This window comes from Flavobacterium lipolyticum, from assembly GCF_020905335.1.
Classification (GTDB): Bacteria; Bacteroidota; Bacteroidia; order Flavobacteriales; family Flavobacteriaceae; genus Flavobacterium; species Flavobacterium lipolyticum.
Map to the genome: position 1 here is coordinate 599,370 of NZ_JAJJMN010000002.1, position 24,512 is coordinate 623,881.

A 24,512-nucleotide genomic window follows, 5' to 3' on the forward strand; every position below is an offset into this window, starting at 1 on the left:
TGTACTTCGCTTAGTTTAACGAGTTTTGTTGTGTTTGGAATAAAATCCTACAAATTACATTGTATTTGTAGGTAAATAGCACTTGTGCAGATACACTTACTGCAACGTTAAACCTTACAATATTCTACCAATTATTTAACCTTTAAACCATTCAAATTATGGAAACCAGAAGCCCCCCTTTTTAGTTGTAAAGATTTTTGAGATATAAAGAATGATTCACCCCTTAAATCAAATTATATGAAAAATTTATACAAAATTATGTTGCTGTGTGTCTGTGGAGCTACTTACGCACAAACCCAGAATGATATTGCAAAAATTAGGTCCGGAAGTAACGTGTCTGAACTACAGTCTCTGAGTCAGAGATACCAAACCGAGGCGGACCAGAAGAAACAAAGAATCAGTAATCTTGTGAAAACTAATGGCTGGCGCACTTCATTTAGTAATAAAAATGGAACCACGAGCGAATTAGTAGATGTAAGTGCCGATGGTAAAACGCCTATTTATTTTGCTACCGAAAATGTAAATGCCGCAAAATCCACACGGGCAAATTACTTGAATTCCGGTGGTGGTTTAGGACTGAATCTTAACGGACAAAACATGACGGCTTATGTTTGGGATGGCGGTGCTACACTTCCTACTCACAATGAGTTTGGCGGAAGAGTGTCCATTAATGATGGGGTTACTGCTATTGTTGCCGGAAGCAACAACAGTCAGCACGCCAATCACGTAACAGGTACTATTGTTGCGGCAGGTACTGTAGCGGCATCCAAAGGAATGGCCTTTCAGGGAAATGCCAGAACGAACGAATGGACTAACGATTTGTCTGAAGCCACTACAGCAGCGGCAAACGGAATGCTGATCTCCAATCATTCTTATGGATGGGCTACAAGAAATTCTGCTGGAACAGTTCTGATCGCTCCGTGGCAGTTTGGGGCTTATCAAACTACTGCCAGAGACTGGGACAATCTGATGTTTAATGCTCCTTACTACCTGCAGGTGAAATCAGCCGGAAATGACGGTGGTGATAACACCGCAAATACAAGTCCGTTAGGTGGTTTTACCGCTTATGATAAACTTACAGGATTTTCGACTTCTAAAAACAATCTGGTGATTGCTAATGCCAATGATGCTGTGATAAGTTCAACAGGAGCTTTAACCAGTGTTACCATTAGCGGCTCCAGTAGTCAGGGACCTACAGACGATTTGAGAATCAAACCGGATCTTGCCGGAAACGGAGCCTCTGTTTATTCGACAGCCACACTTACAAATCCGGTAACACCATTAACCAATAGCAGTTATGGTAATGCCAGCGGAACTTCAATGGCAGCTCCAAACGTAACCGGAACACTACTTTTGCTACAACAACATTATAAAAATCTGACCGGAAACTTTATGCGTGCTGCTACTCTAAAAGGATTGGCATTGCATACAGCCGACGATGCGGGAGCTGTTGGACCTGATGCAATTTTTGGATGGGGTTTACTGAATGCAAAATTTGCTGCGGAAACCATTACAAAAAACGGAACAGCGTCTATTGTTCAGGAAAGTACACTGGTGAATGGGGGTACTTATACATTGTCGGTAACTTCAGACGGAGTTAATCCGTTAATTGCTTCTATTTCATGGACAGATCCAGCCGGTGTTGCTTATTCAGGAAGTACACCAAATATTGGTACAGCAAAATTGATAAACGATTTAGACATTCGTGTGACTAATGGGGCAGGAACTAATTTTCCATACCGATTGCTTACTGCAACAACAAACGGATTGGGTGACAATACCAGAGACCCTTTTGAGCGCATCAGAATTGTTGGCGCAGCTGGAACGTATACCATAACCGTAACTCATAAAGGAAGTTTGGTAAATGGAAGTCAGAATTTTTCAACAGTGGTAACCGGAATTACCGTACCGGATCTTTACATCAAAGACAGACCGTTTGATGTGGGATTACAGCCAAATCCGGATTCAGGACCTATGTGGATCAGTGATGATATTTGGGTAAGACAAACGATTGACGGAGGAACTACTCATGAAAATCCTGAGTTTAAATTAAGCTCTCCAAACGGAGTGTACGTTAAGGTGTACAACAAAGGAACAGTTCCTAGTGCATCCGGAAAAGTGAAACTGTATTTTGCAAAAGCTTCTTCAGGATTAACATGGCCTACCAACTTTGTTAATTTTTATGTTGGACCTGTATTGCATGGTGATTATATCGGAGAGGTAGCTATCCCGGCAATTGCTGCAGGTGGAAATGCTACGGTGGTTATCCCTTGGTATCCGCCAAATCCTGCTGATTTCACTTACGATGTACACCATTTTTGTTTAGCGGCAAGAATAGAATCATCAGAAGATCCTATGTTTAATGAACAAACTAATGTGGGTATAGGTGTAAACACCAAAAACAACAACAATATAGCCTGGAAAAATTTAAGTGTTTACAACCTGAACACGACAGATTTTGTTCCTCCAACTGCAGTATTCATCAGAGGAATCAGATCTAAAAATATCAACGTGAGATTTATAGACAGAGGATTTAACGAACAGTTGAAGAATAATTTCTTTGATTTGGGCGGTACAGTTGAAGCTACACTGGATCCAAAACTATTTGAAAGAGCGCAGGCCAATGGAAGTCTGAAAGGTGTACAGATTTTAGATAAAAATAAAATCCTTATTACTTCCAGAGAGGCATCTATTGCAAACCTGCCTATTGATATCGATGAAACTTTCGGAATCACATTTGATTTCAAAGTGGCAAAAGATTTCCCTGTTGAAGAGCAAATTACCTTAGACCTTGTTCAGGAAGATGCTAAAAGCGGAGAACTTGAAGGAGGAGAGCGTTTTGCACTGGTAAAAGCTAAACCGAATACTAAAGCCGGCGCTACGTCACTTGTTGAAGCTCCTGAATCCCGTTTGGTTGCCATCTATCCAAATCCAACAAACGGTATATTTAAAATAGCCGTAAATAGTGAGGAGCAGGGAACATTAAAAATAACAAGCATTTTCAATACGGTTGTTTTTGAAGAAAAAACAAATAAACAAAAAGAATTTAGTGTAAATATCTCCAAACAAGTTCCGGGAATTTACATCGTTCAGTTTATTTCTGAAAAAGGAAAAGTAGTGACTAGAAAAATAATTAAAAACTAATATTTTTCTAGTGAAACGCTTATTATTTTTATGAGTGTATGAAATTAAAGGAAGTCGTCTCAAGGTAAACTTGAGACGATTTCTTTTTTTATAAAAGAAAAGCTTTGCAGACTTTGGCTTTTAAACGCAAAGTACGCTAAGTTTTTTTTATGCGTAGGTTTTATATAAAAAACATAAAGTCCGCAAAGCTTTGTCTAAGTATAGCTTTGCGAACTTTGCCTTTCTAAACGTAATACAGCTAAAATTCTTAGCGTGCTTTGCGTTAAAATTTTAAGCTTCAAATGGAGTGAAGTACTTTGACATTTAACGCAAAGTGCGCTAAGTTTTTTTATGCACAAGGTTTTATGTAAAAAGCATAAAGTTCGCAAAGCTTTGTCCAGATATAGCTTTGCGAACTTTATTTTTCTAAGTGTATGCAGCTAAAATTCTTCGCGTGCTTAGCGTTAAAATTTTCAGCTTCAAATGGAGTGAAGTACTTTGACATTTAACGCAAAGCGCGCTAAGTTTTTTTATGCACAAGGTTTTATGTGAAAAGCACAAAGTTCGCAAAGCTTTGTCTAAGTATAGCTTTGCGAACTTTGTTTTTCTAAGTGTATACAGCTAAGATTCTTCGCGTGCTTTGCGTTAAAATTTTCAGCTTCAGATGGAGTGAAGTACTTTGATATTTAACGCAAAGTACGCTAAGTTTTTTTTATGCGTAGGTTTTATATAAAAAACATAAAGTTCGCAAAGCTTTGTCTAGGTATAGCTTTGCGAACTTTGTTTTTCTGAGTGTATACAGCTAAAATTCTTAGCGCGCTTTGCGTTAAAATTTCCAACTTAGATGATTATTGCTCTATTTTCAAGGATGAACTTTTGCAACATACGAAGACACTGTTACGGTACCCGAATCATCTTTCATTGTATAAACACCTAAAATACTATTTTGATAAGCGGTATTAGCACTTGTACTGTTAGCATCCGGAAAATCAATATCTATCCAGTTGGCTTCTCCAAATGAGCCATCTGAATTTCGATTTACAGCAACAAAGGAAGCTCCCATATCTTTTCCGTTAACACTAATCCAGTCAGACGGCATATGATAACCATTGTCTTTGGATGCGGTGATCCCTTCAAAATGTGTAACTACAGACAGAATCGTTTCATTCTTGTAACTAAACGATTTTAAATTAGTTGTTTTCCTCGTTTTGGAATTGTAATCCACAAGGAAAGCCTGACTTATCTCCCCTAATTTAGCACTCGAGTAACCGCCTGCCATAGTATAATGATCGCCACCATTATGCCAGATACCGTACAAAGTAGTCGTTAAGGAATCGGGAACTTTAAAATCAATGTATTCTTTAGTGACAACATCATACAGAAATGCATATCCATTCTTGTCATTCTCTACATCATAATTTCCAACAGCGATTCCGCCCATTATACTATGAACAAATACATTATTGGTATTACCGCCATTTGGCGACACCTGAATCCAGGTTCCTGAACCATCTACAGGACCTTCGTAATAAAAACCAAGATTTCCGCTTGGAGCTTTACCGGAAGAGGCAGATATTTTATAGGAGCCTACTATTTGTACTTTGCCATGATGTCCGTTATTAGGACCGTAACAAGAGGTATTGATAACTGTTGCTGTTGGCGTGCTTGGAAAATTTACAATATTCCATTTACCCTGATTACCGCTTCCATTTAGCGGTCCTTCATAGATTAAGCCTTGAACAATATCATCAAGACCTATTAAACTACCTGAAATGTATACATTTTCAGATCCTGTTACGCCTCTTACGCCTTGTATGCTGGTTTCTCCGCCATTAGGATAATTGAAATCCGTATACTTTGCCGTATTGACTTCCAGATTTATATTTTCTGACATAATTTTTCTTTTTTGATTAGTACTTTATTTTTTTGGAACTGTGTCCTGCAGCTGTTTTTTAGTTAAACGTTGTCGTACTATAAACATCTTTTGGCGCATTCACCCAAAGTTTTTCAACCTCCAGTTGATGCAGTTGTTCTTCTAATTCGTGTCTGATTTCACTATAAGCCGGATCGTAGGCAAGATTGGTGATTTCCAATGGGTCATTAACTAAATCATACAGCTCATACTGTTTGAAGTAGGCCGTGGCGGCATCAAAGTAATAATCGAATTTCCATTTTTCGGTTCTGATACATCGAATGCGATTCGCAGCTCTTACGATCGTCCAGGTACTGTTCGAACCTGCTTTGATATCATCGTAAGTAAACAGTATACTGTGCTGAACAGGAGTGTTGTCCTGCATTATTGGCAGTAAACTGGTACCTGCAAGTCCCGTTGGCGGATTGGATACGTTGGCCATATCAATAAAAGTTGGAAAAATATCTGCTAAGGTTGCTAAGGCCATAGAGTGTTTGACAGGATGATCTTTAAATAATATCGGATTAGATATAACAAGGGGAACTCTTAAAGCTTCTTCATAAGCGACAAAAGTTTTCTGACGTAATCCGCCATGAGCAAGTCCCATTTCTCCGTGATCGGATGTCATTGTAACTAAGGCTGAATCGGCGAGTTTTTTGCCGTGTTCATCTTCTCTGTACAATTCGTCAATCAGGTAGCCAAACTGTTTGTCGGCAAGACTCAACAAATAACCATAAAAATTAATATAATTCAGTTTATCTTCGGTACTATTGATCGCTCCAAGAGTTAAAGCCATATTAATCAGAATTTGTTCCTGAGCCATAGGTTTTTTACTTTCCAGTAAATTTTCGTTTACAGTGGAAGGAAGCCCAATTTCTCTACCTGACCAGCTATCCGGATGATATCCTGATGTACCCGCTGTATTAGGATAAGCCAATACATCATGAGGATTTACGAGTGAAAGAATCAAACAATAAGGTTTATGATTTCCAGCAGCTCTCTGCGCTCTCACTTCTTTTAGATATTGAATAGCTTCGGCGGTGTATCTGGCGTCGTGATTGGCGTAGCCACCTCCAAAATTAAGCGGGTTCACATCTTCACCGGCGTCGGGAGCAATCCAGCCCATAGCCCCAAAGAGTGAAATATCGGCGGCCGTTAAATCCTCATAGTTTGTTTTAGTTCCATTAGGAGCAACACCTTTACTCATGTGCCATTTTCCCCTGAATTGCACATCATAGCCATCGGCCCAAAGTGTATTCATAATATTAGGCAGTGCATTGCTAAGCGTAGGCTCCTGAGGTGACAACAGACCACCTTCAGTTAACGTTTGACTTACGCCATGTTTTGCGGGATATAGACCTGTGAATAAGGTCGAACGGCTAGGGGAGCACATGCAGGTGTTACAAAATGCACGGTCAAAACTAAAACCATTCTTTTTTAGAAAAGTTAGTGTAGGAAGGTTTTCTTCCTCCCATCCCGGTGGAAAATGTTGAGTAGCGCGCTGCTCATCAGTAATAATTAAAATCATGTCCGGCTTTTGGCCAATTTCGTTAAGTTTTTCTTTTAAGTTCATTGTTTGTGGTTTAAGGGGTTAATAAAAAATGCAATAATTGTTATATGGATTTGTAATGCATATTGATGGGTCAGTTTGAAATAATTCAAAAAGAGGGATTGGATTATCGTATAAAATTGAGGCGTGAAGTGAGAATGATAGTAGTGCTTTTTCAATATAATGTTCGGACAAAATAAATTGCAAAAGGCTTGTAGACGATACTGCAGTGTAGTGCTGAATCTGATTAATAAGAATAAAGTTACAATAACAAAACAGATTTAAATTACGTATAAATACCTGTTTTGTAGTAGTTTATCTAATTTTTAAAAACTATTAAAGAGTTCAATAATCTGAAAGGACTCCAATTAGAAAGAGATTTTGTTATGGAAGAGACTCTTTTTGGTGAAGGAATAAAGATAAAGAGCAGTAATTTCCGGACTAAAAGTATAAGTGCAACTAAGAATTCTAAGGCTTGTGGGAATTGTGCTAAACGACTAAAAAATGTTTAAATAACCCGTTGGGTTAAGTTTAATAAAAAAAATGATTAATCACATAGAAACATAGCTTTTAATCTAAAAGAAAATACATTCCTTCCACCTCATATTAGATGTGTTTAAATGAGGTGAAATGGATGTTAAACCTATGTTCCTACGTATTAAAATGAATTATACTCAGAAAGTTTAAAATAGTAATAATTTTAAGTTTTAGTTTTTAGTTTCCCTTCAATAAATTAATGCTTACTGTAGCGATATCGGCATCCGGGAATCGTTTAAAAATCGATTGGTCCGGAAATAATCCGGCTTCTGCTGCGACTTTATTAAAAACGTCAATTTCTACAATATACTGGTCCGAGAAACCGTGAGTAGCATCATAAGCCGTTGCGGGAGTTTTTCCGATATTAACGGCTGCAAGTTTCGGATTGATGGTATGCAATTCAATCAACAGCAAGCCAAATTTACGCACATAAGGAGACCACTTTTGTAAATGTTCCAACAGATTATCTTCGACCAGATTGTTGCTGATTCTTTTTCCTCTGTAAGTAAATGCACCGGTAGACGTACTGATTCTATCTTTGTTGATGTGTTGGGGATCTGTCCAAATTCGGTTGTGATCTAAAAAAGTCCTTACGTTAAGCAGGTCTTTAAGATCTATATTGTAGTTTTCTTTCAGATCTTCCGAAAGCAGTTGAGGGTTTCCAATATCGCCCCAGATCACCTTCGCCCAGATGTCCGCTTTGATAAGGTTAGCTCTGGTTACTTTTAAAGCTGCCTGATTATAGTCGGCACCAACCAAAAATAAAGGGTAGTCGTCAAGCATTTTTCCACGTAAAGTCTGCCTATCGATAACTTCAAAAATATGCTGTAAAAAAGCACCATTACCGCAACCCATGTCAAGTATTCCTTTAGGTTGCTGTTCGATTGGTAAATTAAACAGGGTGACAATAATTTCATCTACCACTTTAAAATAAGTATCGTGAGCACCACCGCTTCCCCATACATTCATTTCGCGATCTACGTGAATTTCATTTTCACCATCGGCTATCATTCTTAAAACTGAAGGATCACCAAAAATCAATTCTTCGATTTTGGCAAAGGTGGGTAAATAAGAAACTGTAACACCGTAAGCACTGGCTCTTTTGGCATAGAACAAACCGGTTTCGGTAAACTGATAATTGCCATTTTTTTCTAAGAACCATCCAAGATGTACAAAAAAGTCCAGTATTTTTTTAAAGTTTTCCGGAGATTTATGAAACTCTTCGGGTTGGAAAGAAGTCTCCATAAAGTATTTGTGAAACATTCCTTTCATGGCCAGACGTACAATGGTGGGACCAATCAAATGTCCTTCGACGTGTTTTAAAACCTGTTCCTGAAGACTACTTTTCAAAGGATCATCAGAAGGTTCGATTCCATATCCTTTTTTGTATTTTTCAAAAATAAGATTGAGTTTTTCAAAAGGAACATCGTCAAAAAGTCGTGGATGAAACTGTCCGGAGAATTGGAGTAAATCAACAACATCCTGATAGAGAGGAAACAGCGAAAAGGCAATTTCTGTTTTTTCGTTTGTGATGATGGTTATTTCCTGTTTTCGATTATCTACTTCATATTCTAGAAAGCCCTGAGAGGCCAGAATTCTCAAACCCACATTCAGATAGCCTTCATTTGCTTTAAAAGCACTAGCTAGCTGCGATAGTTGTACTTGCTTTTGCTTTAGAATATACTCTAAAACTTTGTGGTTTTGTAGTGCAATTGCAACCGGAGCAACAGCCAGGCCGTCAAGGTGTCTGAAAATAGAACTACGAAGTTGAGATTTATCGGTCATAGAAAAGGGTTGAAGGTTAGTTAAAAATAGTGATTTTTTAATTTACGACCGTTGCTTTTTTAGGGGCTATTTTAAAATTCTTTTTATAGCTATTTTTCGCAAATAACTATTGGGAACCTCAAAGCAAGTGAAACGTCTTTATTAGAGCAAAAAACTGTTTTTCTATATGTTAAATTAAGTGATTGACAAGAAGTAGAAGTAATCAGCTAACCGCCATTTTATTATACTTATTGCGATATTCCAACGGATTTAATCCTGTTACTTTTTTAAAAATGGTTCGAAATGCTTTTGTATCGGTATAGCCTACATCATACATTACCTCATTGATATTTTTACGGCTGGTCTCGAAACTTTTTTTGGCGTACTCAATTTTCACCCGATTGATGTATTCTAAAACTGAATTGTTGGTTGCGGTTTTAAACCGTCTCTCAAAACTTCTTCTTCCCAGCAATACCATTTCAGCCAATTCATCAATGGTGATTTTTTCCTGTATATTATCTTCAATAAAATTCTGAACCTGTTTAATAGCCTCGTCGTTATGATTCTTTTGCCCCTGAAACATAGCAAAAGAAGCCTGACTGTCTCGGTCGATATCGATGGCAAAGTATTTGGAGGCAAGTATTGCAGTCTCTCTGTCGGTATATTTTTCGACCAGGTGAAGCAATAAGTTCCAGTAAGAATGTCCACCTCCGCTGGAATAAAGACGGTGTTCTTCGGTAATAATGCTTCCGTCTATGACTTCTACTTCAGGAAACATTTCTCTAAACTCATTTTGAAATCCCCAATGGGTAGAACATTTTTTGCCGTTTAGCAGACCAGTGGAAGCTAACAAAAACGCTCCAACACATAATGATGCGATCTCGGCGCCCTTATGATATTGTTCGCTGATCCAGGGTAATAGTCCTTGATTTTGGGCAATTGCAGCTTTCATGTCTCCAAATAAGGCAGGAATGACAATTAAATCAGTGGCAGTAATATCTTTTGTGAGCTGAGACGTATTAACGGAATACAATCCGTTATTAAGTTTTACTTCTTTTTCTAAACCTACTAATTGTACATCAAACAATAATTTTTTACCGGAGGCGGTCATAAATTGATTTACAGCCGAAAATAAGTATTGCGGATCTGCAATTGCCTGCAGAACCGAACTTTCAGGAACAAGAATGCTTACTTTTTTTATCATGGTTTTTTAAGGGTTAGATCAAATTAGGTAAACGATTTACAATTGACTGACTGTTTGTGAGCCCTTGATTTTACTTGGTTGACTGTTGAATGCAACACTTTATCGGGATCATAGCGATACAACAATTGATTTCAATGCAATTTCAAAGATAAAGATAGTTTGTCGTAAATGCCCTTTTTGTTGTCGTTTTTGTGTAGGTGGATTCTGTGATTTCTACTCCATCTTTGTACTATCAATTAACAATTAAAAAATCACACAAAATGGCAACAAAAATTTTCATCAATCTGCCGGTAGCAGATTTACAAAAAGCAATGTCTTTTTACACAGCAATCGGATTTACAAACAATCCACAATTTACAGATGCTACAGCAGCCTGTATGGTTCTAACCGAAGAAATTTATGTGATGTTGTTGACTCACAATAAATTCAGTGAGTTTATCAATAAAGAAATCGGTAATGCTTTCGAGAAAGCTTCGGTAATTAATTCCTTGTCAGTAGAAAGTGTAGACGAAGTGAACGAAATGATCAATAATGCCTTAAAAGCAGGAGGTAAAGAAACTGCAGAGCCGAAAGACTATGGTTTTATGCAGCAACGCAGTTTTGAAGATTTAGACGGACACCTTTGGGAAGTGCTGTATATGGATCTGGCGAAAATCCCACAACAATAACCCTATTCAAATGGCACAGCTTAATTCTTATTTAACATTTAACGGTAATTGCAGAGACGCGATGTTGTTCTACAAAGCATGTCTTGGTGGTGAACTCGAACTGCAAACCATAGCCGATTCACCAATAGGGGAAGAGCTGCCGGAGAAAATGAAAAGATGTATTTTGCACGCCACTCTTAAAAGCGATACTCTTACCATTATGGGATCGGATATGGCTCCCGAAAACCTGACAAAAGGAAATGCCTTCTCGATGATGCTCACGTTTGACAGTGAAGAAGAAACACGAAAGGTTTATGCTGACCTATCGAAAGATGGTCAGGCTACGCATCCGTTAGAAAGGACTTTTTATGGAGCTTTGTTCGGGAATCTTACGGATAAGTTCGGACATCAATGGATGCTCTGTTACTCGTACCAGGAAAAAAAATCTTTATCTGTTGGGTGTAATTAATTTTTGATGATTATACCCAATCGGATAAAACTCTAAATGACTATTAACGGAACTAACAATAACAATAACTATCAACCAACAACCCATAACCCATAATTCATAATTCATAACTCATAACCCATAACTCATAACCGATAACCTCTAAAATCATGAAAAAAGATAAAATCATATTCTGGACGACAACGATCATCATTTTTATTATGGAAGGAATCATTCCGGCCTTAACCTCACAAACGGAACTGGCTAAACAAGGGATCAGTCACATGCAATATCCGGTCTATTTCTGTAATGCATTGGTGGTTTTTAAAGTAATCGGAGCACTAACAGTAATCATTCCGCAAGCACCAAAATTTGCAAAAGAATGGGCGTATACCGGTTTTGGCTTTGTATTTATATTTGCAAGTATCAGTCATTTCGCAGTTGACGGATTTGGTTTTCAGGCGATATTGCCTTTGATATTCCTGGGTATATTGGTAATTTCCTATAAATTATATCACAAACTAAATGAATACGATTATGCACTTTCAGAAAAATATCAGCTGCAATAAAAAGAAAACTGCAAAATATCGATATAAAATGAGACGCCTAAGCTAAAAGGTCGTCTCATTTTTTTTTCTTTACTATCAAACCCGGAAAGGTTTTAAAAAACTGTCCGGTATATTAAATGTAACGTTTAGATACTACATCTTTTTTTCCAGCGAGCCGTAATCCTGCATTTTTGAACATAATATGGATTTCTGATTTCTTTTATTTCACTCATATCTTATTTTGAAGCACATGAAATAAAAGTGCTAAAACTATTTTTTTAAGAAAGTATAAAACTACATGTACTTTAGAGCATCACTTTAGAAAAAATCCTACACAGAAGCGCAAGAGTGATTACTAGTTAACTATTTTATTATAAGTTATTTATCGGTAACAGGTCAATTTATTTAACATTTTTTATATAAAAAAAAGAGTTAAAATTTTGGCTTTCGTTATTTTAACTTACTTTTGTTCTATCAAATTGGTAGAGTATAAAATTAACAGACTAGTGAAGACTAAAAAGTAGAATATTCACGACTGTTTTTTAACCAGTGAGAATTAATAGGAGATAAGTTCTCTTTAAAAGTAGCCGGACAGTAAAGTAATTTTTAATCAAACGTTATAATTCCACTAAGATGAAGCCCTTTTTTTTGAGGTTGAAATCTTACACAAATACATTAAAAAAATAGTAATCCAAAATAATAAAAAATGAAGAAACGAATGCATAGCTGTTAAAAAAAGAACCATTTCTGCGGGAACAGAAATGGCGAAGCTTAAAGAAATTGTACATCTCTATAAGGAAAGCACGAGCGGAATAAATCCGACTTCAGGGCACCTTATGTATTAAACTAAAACAAAGTAATGAAAAAAAAATTAAACAGATATATAGGATTATGTATTTTGTTAATTTCCGCAGGTATTAAAGCACAGGAAGTTAAACCCTTAATCCAGTCGAAACTCGAAGGAACTGTAATCGATGCTGTTACAAAGGAGCCCGTTATTGGAGCTTCGATAAACATTAAAGGAACTACTCACGGGGTTGTAACGGATATGGACGGTAAATTTTACTTTCAAACCGGGCAAAAACTTCCTTATACGTTAATTGTAAGTTATTTGGGTTACAAAAAAGCGGAAGTTACAGCCAATGAAAATTCAGTTGTGGTTACGCTTACTCAGGAACAGAATGCACTGTCAGAAGTAGTGGTTACGGCACTTGGTATTACAAAAGAAAAGAAGTCTCTGGGATATACTACACAGGCCGTTAAGGGCAAGGAATTGTCAGACACAAAAGAAACCAATTTTCTGAACAGCCTTAGTGGTAAACTTGCCGGTGTTCGTATTACCAATTCGCAAGGTGATATGGGATCTTCGCGTATCATCATTCGTGGGGAAACGTCTATTTCCGGAAATAATCAGCCGCTTTTTGTGGTCGATGGAGTTCCTGTAGACAACTCACAACTAGGAAGTACGGGAGGGACCACTCGTGATTTTAAAAATGCTATTGCCGATTTAAATCCACAGGATATTGAATCCCTAAGTGTATTAAAAGGTCCTAATGCTGCTGCTCTTTACGGATCACGTGCTGCACATGGAGTAGTGCTTATCACAACAAAATCCGGAAAAAGTCAAAAAGGGTTAGGAATAAGTGTTAATTCCGGAATCACAATTTCTCAGGTGGCTACTTTGCCTAAATTTCAAAATTCATACGGACAAGGATCAAACGGAAAGTTCAGTTACGTAGACGGTAAAGGCGGCGGAATCAATGATGGAGTTGATGAAAGCTGGGGGCCAAAATTAGACGGTCGTCTTATTCCTCAGTTCTATTCCAATGGTGTCGCGGTACCTTTTGTGGCACATCCTAATAATGTAAAAGACTTTTTTAACACTGGTGTTACCTACGATAATAGCGTATCTATAGCTAAATCGGATGAAAAATCAGATTTTCGTTTAGGAATAAACAATCAAAAACAATTGGGTACAGTACCTAACAGTGAAGTAAATAAAACAAACTTTACGGTTAATACAAATTACCAAATTTCTAAAAACATAAAAGTAGGGGTAACGGCTAACTATATTGTGACTGATGCACCCGCACTTCCGGGTGGTCCGCAAGGTAACCGTGCCGCTGGTGTGATGCTACAGTTCCTTTGGTTCGGACGCCAGGTAGATATCGATCAGCTTCAGAACAACAGAGAGGTGAACTGGAATAACAGCTATTACAGCAATCCCTATTGGAACGCCTATTACAACACCACTAGCCAACAGCGTAACCGTATAATAGGAGATATTCATTTGGATGCGAAAATTATCGAGGGACTTAATTTTAAATTCCGTACCGGAGTTGATTATTATAACGATCGCAGAAAGTACACCATTAAATATGGTACAAACGGAACTCCATTTGGATCCTATGCAGAAGATGCTTACACGGTAAACGAAAGAAATACAGAAGGAATTTTTACGTATACCAAAAAACTAACCGAAGACTTTAGTGTGGATGCTCTTGCCGGATTCAATATTCGTAACCACAGTGATGCCAATAACTATCAAAAAGCACCACGTTTAGCCGTACCGGATTTATATACCTTAACGAATTCAAGAGATCCGTTGACTTCATCGAATTCACTGTCAAGATTAAGAGTATACAGTGCCTATGCTTCAGCACAGTTTGGATATAAAAACTATGCTTATTTAAACGTAACTGCGCGTAATGACTGGTCGTCAACCTTACCAAGCAGCAACCGTTCTTACTTTTATCCTTCCTTCAATGGTAGTTTTGTAGTTTCTGATGCTTTCAATTTGAAAAGCAACACACTTGATTTCTTAAAACTTCGCGGAGGCTGGTCTGAAGTAGGAAACGATGCAGATCCGTATCAATTGTCTACGGTTTACGATTTTCAAACTGCATTTGACGGAAACCCTATTCAAACTTCAGCGAAGAAAAAACTGAATGAGAACCTGAAACCGGAAACCACTCGTTCTACGGAATTGGGTATAGAATCTTCGTTCTGGAAAAACAGACTGCACTTAGATGTAGCTTACTACAATACCAACAGTTTTGACCAGATTTTAGAAATAAAAACTACGGCTTCAAGTGGTTATAATTCGCAATTAATCAACGCGGGTAAAATAAACAATCGTGGTATTGAAGTTCAGTTAGACGGAACTCCGATTCAAACCGAGAATTTTAAATGGAATGTAGGAGTTAACTATTCAAAAAACATCAGTGACGTAAAGATTTTAGATTACGACAAACAAATCCAAAACTATACGATTGGTTCATCAGGAGGTGTTGATGTACTGGCGTCGGTAGGACAGGCTTATGGAGCACTTTATGGTACAGCGTATCAGCGCGATGCAAACGGAAATATAGTAGTTGGAGCTAACGGATTGCCGAAAGCGGATCCTCAAAAACGAGTATTGGGACATTATACTCCGGACTTTTTAGCAGGTGTAACCAACACTTTGAGTTATAAAAATCTTGAATTTTCATTCCTTATTGATGCCAGTGTAGGCGGAGATATTTTTTCGGGTACCAACAGAACAGGTACTTATACCGGAGTACTGGCTGAGACGCTGGCTGGTCGTGATGCAGCAAACGGAGGGTTAAATTACTACTATCCGGGCAACAGTACAGCCAATCCAAAAACATTGGTAACGAGTGGTGGAGCACCAAATGGAGTAACGGTGTATGATGACGGAGTTCTCTTTAACGGAGTTTATGCAGACGGAACCCCAAATACTCAGGTGATTAGTGCGCAGGAGTTTCATAAAGCATCTTACAATATTAGTGAAGCCTATATTTACAGTTCGACTTTTGTAAAACTGAGAGAAATAAAACTGGGATACAATTTCAATAAGAAATTTGCCAGAAGACTGGGACTGGAAGGAGCAAGTATTACTGCTGTAGGCCGAAACCTTTTGTTTATTTACAAAGATGCGCCAAACATTGATCCTGAAACCGCTTTCAATACCGGAAATGCTCAGGGATTGGAGAGTTTGTCTTTACCAACTACGAGAAACTTCAGTCTGAATGTTAATCTTAAATTTTAAAAACGCGAAATCATGCTAAAAAAAATAGCTTATATAACACTATTTGCGGTAGCACTTACCTCTTGTAGTGACACTTTGGACGATATTAATAAAAATCCAAATGCAACCGAAACACCCTTAGCACCTTATCTATTGACAGGTACGTTAAAGCAGGGAGCCGATTTGTACTGGGGAGCCGACAATAATTTTAATGCGTCGTTACTATTTGTACAGCATTGGGCTAAAGTTCAGTATACAGAACCGGACCGATATGACGTATCGAACACTTCTTTCACTTCATTGTGGAATACGGGATACGCCACTTTGATTACAGATTTAAACACGATTCTGAAATTTCCGGATCAGCAGGCAAATCCAAATTACAAAGGAATTGCGTTAACCTTGCGTTCATGGGCATTTTTATTGCTTACAGATGCTTACGGGAGCATTCCTTATAAAGAAGCAGGCTTAAAAGTAACTCCGGCATACAACACTCAAAAAGAGGTGTACACCGGTTTATTGGAAGATTTAAAACAAGCGCAGTCTTTACTAAATCCAACCAGTGGAAGCGTAACGGGAGATTTGGCTTATAAAGGCGATATCTCGAAATGGAAAAAATTGGTAAACTCCCTTCGTTTGCGTATTGCATTGAGAATTTCTGATAAAGAACCTGCGTTAGCCAAACAAGCCGCGATCGATGCAACGACGGATGCTGCCGGAGTAATTAGCAATAACAATGAAACTTTTAAGTTTACTTATACGAGTTCGCCTCAGCAAAATCCTGCTTCGGCCTGGTTTGAAACCCGTGATGACTTTCGTATTTCGAAAACATTGGTGGATAAGTTAAATGAATTCTCCGATCCGCGTTTGCCGGTTTATGCTCAGTTGCCAACAGATGCAACTGTTGGAAAATATGTGGGAGGTGCTAACGGATTATCCAACAGTGATGCCAACAGTCAGGGATTTGCTAAAACATCAAAGCCGGGAGCTTATTTTTTAACCTCGTCATCACCAGCTGTAATTGTTTCTTATTCAGAAGTATTGTTTAATCTTTCAGAGGCGGTGGCTCGCGGTTATATTGCCGGAGATGCAGAACAGTTGTATAAAAATGCGATTACAGCATCGTTCAATCAGTTTGGAATTACTGATGCCGCTACAATTTCAAATTATCTTAATCAGGCAGCGGTAAAGTACGATGCAGCGAATTATGCTAAATCGATTGGTACACAAAAATGGATCGCATTTTTCGGGCAGGGTCTTGATGCTTTTGCAGAATGGAGAAGATTGGACTATCCGGTATTGAAAGCAGGTCCGGCTACCGTTTTAAACGGACAGATTCCTTCACGTTTCTTTTATCCGGGAACAGAACAGTCACTGAATGGAGCCAGCTATCAGACAGCTGTATCGGCTCAGGGAAAAGATTTGCTGACTACAAAACTATGGTTTGACGCAAAGTAAACCTTAATTTAAAAAGAACAAAGCAAACGGCTTAAACCAGCTCGTAATCAATTATAACAGATAATACTTCAGAGAAAATTTTCTCTGAAGTATTATTCATTTATAGACCAAAGTTATCTTGGTATTTGTGGTCTTTCCATCTTATACTGTCTTCCGGATAACGTTTTAATAAAAGAAACCAAAGCCACAATTTCGTCATCAGTAAGATTTAACGGCTGCATTAAAACATCTGTCTTAGGAAATAGAGGATCAGCTATTTTTTCTGTTTCATCAGGATCAATCATGTGCATGCCGCTGTTATACATATTCACAATTCCAGTGATATTATCAAATAAACCATTGTGCATCCAGGGGCCTGTATAAAGTACATCACGAAGAGAAGGAGTTCGGAATTTTCCAACATCTTCCGCTTTTTTAGTAACCGTATAAAGTCCTAAATCTTCATATTCCCTTTTGTAATAAGTAAGCCCAATATTATGGAATGACTCATCGGTCAGGTATTTTCCGGAGTGACAATTCATACATCTTGCTTTGGTTCGAAAAAGGTGCAGACCATAGATTTCCTGATCTGATAATTGCGTGTAATCGCCATCCATAAAGGCATCAAAACGGCTTCGTTTGCTTAAAATTGTTTTTTGGAATACGGCCAGTGACTGCAGGATTTTTTCATAAGTAATCTCAGAACTTCCATAAGCATTTTGAAATAAAACAGGATAACCTTTAATTTTTTTCAATTTTTTAGCCAGATTTTTAGGTTCCATACTCATTTCATGATGCGCTGTAATGGGCCCTTGAGCTTGCTCTTCTAAAGTGGCAGCCCGTCCGTCCCAAAAGAATGATTTTCGGGCTCCGATGTTGTATAACGAAGGTGTATTTCTTTTTCCTTGCAAATGATCATTCCCTAAAGATACTTCACGCGCATCTCCCCAAGCCAGTTCCGGATCGTGGCAACTGCTGCAGGATACCTGACTAGACCCCGAAAGTTTGGGATCGAAAAAAAGCAGCTGTCCTAAAATTACTTTAGGATTTTCCATGGTATCGTAGTAACTCGTATCGATCGCAAGAGATTCGAATTCCTGCCATTGTACACCGTCATCAATAGTAGGTTTTGGCCATTGACTGGTTGGTTTACTATAGATTTCACGCCAATTTGAACTTGCAAGTTTCTCACTAAATGAAGCACTGAAACTTAACAATACATAAATTAGACCTATGAAAAGAATAGAAAAAGAGGTTTTTAATAAAAGAGACTTCATTATAAGCGGATAGTGATGTTATAATCTAAATTAAAATGTCAAACCTATTGACATTTGAAAAAAAGTGTTGTTTTGTTTTTGAGGAAAACGGTAGTAATCCAGACTTGTCTTAACGAAAAAGTTAAGATCCGGTTGGTACTTGTAATCCCATCGTGCAGCGAGATTTATTTTAGTGTACGGGGAGGACAGAAAAGCAAAGTTATAATTGAGCATATTAAAAATTAAATTGGCTTTGCGATCGCTTAATTCCATTTCTGAACTTAAAATCCAGTTGTGTTCGAGTGAAGCCGAAACATTAATTAAGGACGGAGATAAAAGTTTTGAAATGGCAAAATCCAATCGGCCGATACCTTGCTGTAAGTCGATAGTCCGAAGAGGATCAATATATTTTTCCGCAGTACTTTTTAAGTTAAAGCTTGGTGCAATCGACCATGATAATTCAGGATTTGGAACGTAGTACAATCCTGAAAACACAACAGACGTAACCTGATTGGTATATTTGGTATGCTCAGCTATTTTGATGTAAGATGTAGTACTTTGGTTGTCAAATATATTTTCTTTTCCGGTTCGATCTGTGTAAAAAAGCCCAATTTTCGCGCCCCAAAACTTCTCTTTTGTTTTTTTTAAATAAGAAACCTCTCCTTCATACTGATTCTCTAAAATTGTAGACGCGACAAGGTTTTGGAATTCGGTCATGATTTTTTCATAACCAAATTGATGGTATCCCAGTAGTAAACCAAAGCCATTTCGGTCTTTTGGAAAAAACTGCACATTGGCGCCATAGCCTCTTCCGTCATAATACGAACTCAGTTTACTTCCGGTAAGTAATTTATTGTAAACGCCAAGTCCTGCCATATGATAAACTGCGGGAGCTCCTAATTCGCTAAAGAATTTTAGATTATTCGATTGTGTATATTTTTGCAGATTTAAAGCCGAACCTAATACATAATGATCACTAAGATTTAAGGAAATACCGGTAGAAACATTAAGATCTGAAACCGTATTTTTAGGTCTTGGATCAATATCCCTATACTCCATTAATGCCCTGTAATCAGTACTAATACCCAGAGTTATTTTATTAAAAGCTTTAGTATAACCGCCACTAAAGGAGTACTCTTCATACGAAAGATCACCTCCTATAGAATCTGCCGTTACATAAGGATAAATTGTTTGATAATCTGAACTTTCGTTCCAACGCACATTTTTGCGTTTACCATTCTTGTAATGAGCGTTTCCAAAAACAGTATTTTCAGAGTTAATCTTATAATACGATTGTGCCTTAATAAGAAATTGACGAATTCCATTTCCCAACTGTTGGATATTGGTTTGCTGTGCTGCCGAGCTATAACCCGCGCTCAATTCTGATAAAGAGTAACGGCGGGCATAATGCTGATTTGCAGGATTGGTATAAAATCTTCGGGCAAAAGTATTCTCGGGAGACAAGTCTTCGTGAATGCGAAGGAGCACAGAAGTACTGTCCTGTGCCTGCAGCAAACCGCAACTCAAAATGATAAATAGAAATAGGGAACGAAAGCTCATGATTAAATTCATTAATTCAGTAAAGAAGGTTTAACCTCAGGGGAAAAATCTAATGTCGAATTATTAGTGTCTTTTAGTATTTTTTTGCCGTTTGAAGTAGTAGAAAGCGTTTTACGACGAACACTTTTTCCATAACGCGTTGCATCTGAATCTACTTTTCCGCAATAAGTCCACCCTTTATCCAGCGATGGAGCAGTAACAATCCATTTAAATTCAGATTCAACACTTAAATTAACAGCGTCTACAATCCATGAATTTGGAATCGAATACACGTTTTCGCCCATTGGATAACTTTCTCCGCCAAATACCAGATTGTATTCGTAGTTATAGGTATAATCTGTTAGATATTTTGTTTTGTTTACAGGCATACGAGCGATAACAAAACTTTTAAAACCTCTGTTATGAATCACCATAGAAGAGAATAAATTCTCCATATTTGGAACAGAAGGATTATCAACATCATCAGCGTCTTCCGTATAGAATTCAAAAGTAGCTTTTCTTAAATCCAACGAAGCTGAATTGTATTCTTTATGGTCGATAGCATCTTCGGCAATAACAAAAAACTCACCCGGAGCGATTGGATAAGTAGTTCCGTTACCGGGAACAATTGCAACAGCAGATACCGCAAACGACTGCGCCATGATATTCGGGCTATAGTCTTGTTTGTCAGTGGTCATGAATTCCGATTGTGCGATCATTAAGCCATCAGCATACAATACTTTATCCGTATTATTATGAATTTTAAAGTATTTGTCACCTAAATATTGTTTGCCCTGGGGTGTTTTGGTTCCGGTAAAAAAGACCTCTTCAATTACAAAATCAGATTGTGTTGTTTTGAGGAAAAGATTTAAAGAAACAGCGGCACTTCCGCCACTAATCACTACGGCTTCTTTATAGCTGCTTACCGAAGCTTCGGTAATGTTACCGTCTATTGTATAGTTGATTTTTCCATCAATAGATATTTCGTAAGAACCTTCACTTAAAGAGACAGAGAGATTATTATTTAAAGCTTTACTTTGAATTACTTTACCGGTATTACGCTCTTTAAAAGAAACGGAAACATCAGAAAAGGTAACACTGCTTAGATCTTCCGGATTTACAAGTGTTAAGGTTAAAGCGGTCTCTTTATTGCGGTTATCATCATCTTTAGAACAGGATGGTAATAGTGTCATTATGGCTATTGTGAGATAAATGGGTAGTAATCTGATTTTCATAATTGGGTATTTATTTAATATTAAAAGTTAAAAATTCAAGTTTAATTCCATCCCGAAATATGGTGAAGTAAGACCGCGTCGCTCGATCTTCTGACCATTAATTTCATAGTTTTGATAGTAACTGAAGAGTCGGTTAACGAACATGGAAATTCTAAATCTCTTGTAAAAATCTTTAGATACTTTCAGATTCATATTCATGGACATTGGGATTGATTTTTTTTGAAAAAGAGCATCATTGTATTTGATATCAAGCCATTGCAGAATAGGATCTGATTGGTCTTTTTCGAGATAAGGATGCTGTTTTCCAGAAGGATCAATATAAGCAACCGGTGTTCCGTTCATAGGAAGCGACTGATCACTTCTAAACCATAAAAACTGAAACGATCCCGAGAACTCTAAGCCAAGAGGAGCAACGTAGGTATCTACAATCAAATTGGTATTGAACTGCTGTTTTTCAGAACCATCATCAAACTGATATAGTCCTAAGTAAGGAAGCCTCTTCCCATCAATAATAACATCTTTCTGTCCTCTTTTATAAACCGGACTGCTATTGGTATAAGTGGTTTTAAACCAGGCTCCATTTAGAGTAAATCGGGTATTAATTGTCGTAAAACGTTTTGAAGAAAATTGAAATTCAACCCCGCTTTTAAGCAGCTTACTTCCGTTATTAGTGGTGTTGTATGAGGTTAATAGTGTATCTCTAACAAAACGCATATCGTCTAAATTTGGCTGTGAGGTTAAGGTGAGAGGATCAATAGAATTATGGTCATACTTTTTATACGATAGTGCCTGATATTGAGAATTATTTCTAAATCCGGAATCCATACGTTCATTGAAAAAAGTAACCGAAAAGCGATTATTGTCATAAGAGAAATCCGCTCGAACCTCCCATTTTTTATTTATAGCCGGTGTTAGATTGTAATTTACAGCAGATGTTTTATAAGTCATTAAATTAATTCTTCTGTATTCCGGTGTATTATGATAATAGTTCAATTGCACCAGATCATTATAGATAAAATCCGGGTAAAGCTGAGCCAGTGTTGGGAATTTGGTGTACTGTCCGAAACCGGCCGTAAGTTCTGTTTTTAGTAAACGTTTCCCCATTTTAAAAGATGGAAACACCCATTGCGTATTAACTCGGGGATCAAAATAGTATTTTCCCGAAATGCTATAAGGCGATGGCACATTCAACAACGACATCGCCCGTAAACCTCCTGCGAGATTTAATTGGTGCTTACCAATTGGAATGGACAGGACATCTTCGACAAAAAAAGAAAGATCAGTACTCGCCGGAATGTCTTTATACGATCTGGGACGTGTAGACATTTCAGGAGATGGGGGATGGGTAGTATCGTAAACCTGTCCTTTTCCGTTATTTTTTGAATAAGTCCATTCCGAACCCGCTTTTAAAGCGTGTGTTATTCCAAACAAATGAATTTCGAAATCTCCCATTGTTTTAAAAAAGGCATCAAAAGGCCTTCCGTCAACAGTAAGATTAGAAATGTACTGTGGTGTTAGAAAAATTCCGTCAGATTCACCTTGTTCGGTAGTATTAGGAATAGCTGTTGCACTTGAGACCTGAACCCATTTGGTTTGCTCAATTTTATCGAATTGCTGATTTATTGCTGCCGACGAATGAATTGCTTTTAAAAACGATGTCATTTTAAACTTTAAATCAAAAGAGTTTGCCCATGCAAACCGATTATAGCTTGAAGCATATCGGTCAATTTTGGTATAACCCACATTCGGATCTGCTCTTTCATTGTCTATAGAACCGCTATAATCTAAACTCGAATCCCATTGAAGCTGATGCGAATCATTTTCCCAAATTTTTTGTGCACGTAGAGAGGACGTGATTCTTTTGTAGTTTTCAAAACTGTTACGCGGATCTGATTTTGCATTTAAGTAATCAATTCCCACATTCAGAATCAATCTTTTTTCTTCAGATTCAAAACCTTTTCCTAAATAATACAATTTGCTAAACTCATCAGCCTTAAAACGGGATTCCCAATTAGTACGTCCTCTTTTTCGTTGAATTTTAATAAGTCCGCTCGTCAAATCACCATATTCTACGGAAGGAATCCCTCTCACAATTTCGACTCTCTCAATCTGATCTGTCGAAATAGAGCGCATATCTACTCCTTTAGAAGTTGTATTGCGGCGTGTATTGGCATATCCTGAACCCGGTGTGATAGTCATATTGGGGCCGGTGGTATACTGTAGATTTGCATCGGTATTTATTGGGATCCCGTCAATTACAAAAGAAGTTCCAAGTGAAGAAATATCATAATTAGAATCTGCTGTTCCAACCTCTCTTAATTTAATATGATTCGAAGCATTAAATACAGGATCTTTTGAGCGTCCGCCAGGGAGTAACTCCAGCAAATCGGTGAAACTTGAAGGCTGTAAATGCTGCATGGCTTTTTTATCGATAACAGAGGTACTGGTCATACCTCGAGATTCTACGGCCGTTATGACTACTTCGTTTAGCTGTACACTTGATGGGACTAATCCGAAAGAAAGACTTTGTCCTGTTTTAAACTCGAGATTTTTTTCGATCGTTTCGTAGCCTAAATGTGACACTTTAAGCGTGTAACGGTCACTTTGAATGGAGTTTAAAATTATACTCCCCAAATCGTCTGAATGCGCTTTGTATTGGTGAATTCCTTCTACGGTAAGCAAAACACCTTTTAAAGGAATTTTACTTTCGGCATCGTAAACGGTAATCTGAAGCGTAATTTTAGCAGTATTTTGAGAAAAACTAAGGTTAGAAAAAACAGAGAATAATAAAAGCAGAACTGATGCAATCCTTTTTAGCAGGAATGCAATAAGGCTATTAAAAGAAGTCATTGTATTAAATTTCTGGCAGCTGAATAAGCTATATAACAAAAAGGCGGTTAATCGTTGCAAATATAACTTAATTTAGACTGAATAAAAATAATTATTAATAAAATATATTTTTATAACGATTGCCCATTATTTAAAAATTAGAGCGAAAATGCCGTTTATCAAAAATATTTCCCGAAATTTGTTATTATAGCAACTTTTTATATCGTTTAGTAAATCAACTGTTTATAGGAGTTTTATAAACAGAAAAAACGTGAGTAATAAGGGTTGTTTAGTTTAAAAAGACCAAACCTTCAAGAGCTGTATTTCGTAAGAATTAAGAAGAAATAAAGCCCAAAATAGAGGTTTCCAGCCCCGGAAACTGGCAGTAGAAGCGAATACAAGAAGTTAGAATTGAATCATAATTGCTTACTGTTCTTTTGTAGTCAAATAAAAA

The 24,512-nt window shown here is 37.4% G+C and carries 14 protein-coding genes; 6 read left to right on the forward strand and 8 right to left on the reverse strand.

Annotated features, from left to right (window positions below):
- Positions 1-237 precede the first annotated feature (237 nt).
- Positions 238-3,144 (forward strand): S8 family serine peptidase, encoded by a 2,907-nt coding sequence (locus LNQ34_RS19135; RefSeq protein WP_230000890.1) that lies wholly within the window; start codon positions 238-240, stop codon positions 3,142-3,144.
- Between the two features lie 841 nt (positions 3,145-3,985).
- Here the strand turns inward: LNQ34_RS19135 and LNQ34_RS19140 are convergent.
- The 4 genes from LNQ34_RS19140 to LNQ34_RS19155 form a co-directional block, all read right to left on the reverse strand.
- Positions 3,986-5,017 carry a hypothetical protein gene (locus LNQ34_RS19140; protein WP_230000891.1) on the reverse strand — a complete coding sequence of 344 codons (1,032 nt, stop codon included), beginning with the start codon at positions 5,015-5,017 and terminating at the stop codon, positions 3,986-3,988.
- A 58-nt stretch (positions 5,018-5,075) separates the two neighbouring features.
- Positions 5,076-6,608, reverse strand: a complete 1,533-nt coding sequence (locus tag LNQ34_RS19145; protein WP_230000892.1) for a sulfatase family protein — start codon at positions 6,606-6,608, stop codon at positions 5,076-5,078.
- Positions 6,609-7,298: 690 nt separating this feature from the next.
- The gene (locus LNQ34_RS19150; RefSeq protein WP_230000893.1) at positions 7,299-8,906 is read right to left on the reverse strand and encodes a class I SAM-dependent methyltransferase; all 1,608 of its coding nucleotides are present in this window, start codon (positions 8,904-8,906) and stop codon (positions 7,299-7,301) included.
- Positions 8,907-9,108: 202 nt separating this feature from the next.
- The gene (locus tag LNQ34_RS19155) at positions 9,109-10,089 is read right to left on the reverse strand and encodes a GlxA family transcriptional regulator (protein WP_230000894.1); all 981 of its coding nucleotides are present in this window, start codon (positions 10,087-10,089) and stop codon (positions 9,109-9,111) included.
- A gap of 260 nt (positions 10,090-10,349) precedes the next feature.
- Here LNQ34_RS19155 and LNQ34_RS19160 point away from each other — a divergent pair, with 260 nt between their 5' ends.
- The 5 genes from LNQ34_RS19160 to LNQ34_RS19180 all read left to right on the forward strand — a co-directional run bounded on the left by LNQ34_RS19160 (position 10,350) and on the right by LNQ34_RS19180 (position 17,220).
- Positions 10,350-10,757, forward strand: a complete 408-nt coding sequence (locus LNQ34_RS19160; RefSeq protein ID WP_017497187.1) for a VOC family protein — start codon at positions 10,350-10,352, stop codon at positions 10,755-10,757.
- 10 nt (positions 10,758-10,767) lie between these two features.
- A complete protein-coding gene (locus LNQ34_RS19165) occupies positions 10,768-11,205 on the forward strand; it encodes a VOC family protein (protein ID WP_230000895.1) in 438 nt (145 codons plus the stop codon).
- A gap of 149 nt (positions 11,206-11,354) precedes the next feature.
- A complete protein-coding gene (locus LNQ34_RS19170) occupies positions 11,355-11,753 on the forward strand; it encodes a DoxX family protein (protein WP_230000896.1) in 399 nt (132 codons plus the stop codon).
- An 838-nt stretch (positions 11,754-12,591) separates the two neighbouring features.
- The gene (locus tag LNQ34_RS19175) at positions 12,592-15,783 is read left to right on the forward strand and encodes a SusC/RagA family TonB-linked outer membrane protein (protein ID WP_230000897.1); all 3,192 of its coding nucleotides are present in this window, start codon (positions 12,592-12,594) and stop codon (positions 15,781-15,783) included.
- A gap of 12 nt (positions 15,784-15,795) precedes the next feature.
- Positions 15,796-17,220, forward strand: a complete 1,425-nt coding sequence (locus LNQ34_RS19180) for a SusD/RagB family nutrient-binding outer membrane lipoprotein (protein ID WP_230000898.1) — start codon at positions 15,796-15,798, stop codon at positions 17,218-17,220.
- Between the two features lie 113 nt (positions 17,221-17,333).
- Here the strand turns inward: LNQ34_RS19180 and LNQ34_RS19185 are convergent, their stop codons facing one another.
- Genes LNQ34_RS19185 through LNQ34_RS19200 form a run of 4 tightly spaced genes read right to left on the reverse strand, consistent with a single transcriptional unit; the run spans position 17,334 to position 24,079 of the window.
- Entirely contained in the window at positions 17,334-18,476 is a 1,143-nt protein-coding gene (locus tag LNQ34_RS19185) for a cytochrome-c peroxidase (RefSeq protein ID WP_230000899.1), read from the reverse strand.
- A 30-nt stretch (positions 18,477-18,506) separates the two neighbouring features.
- Positions 18,507-20,015, reverse strand: coding sequence for a DUF6850 family outer membrane beta-barrel protein (locus LNQ34_RS19190; protein ID WP_230000900.1), 1,509 nt, complete (start codon positions 20,013-20,015; stop codon positions 18,507-18,509).
- Between the two features lie 11 nt (positions 20,016-20,026).
- Positions 20,027-21,229, reverse strand: coding sequence for a DUF4876 domain-containing protein (locus LNQ34_RS19195; protein ID WP_230000901.1), 1,203 nt, complete (start codon positions 21,227-21,229; stop codon positions 20,027-20,029).
- Between the two features lie 27 nt (positions 21,230-21,256).
- On the reverse strand, positions 21,257-24,079 hold the full coding sequence (locus LNQ34_RS19200; protein ID WP_230000902.1) for a TonB-dependent receptor: 2,823 nt from the start codon (positions 24,077-24,079) through the stop codon (positions 21,257-21,259).
- Positions 24,080-24,512 lie beyond the last annotated feature (433 nt).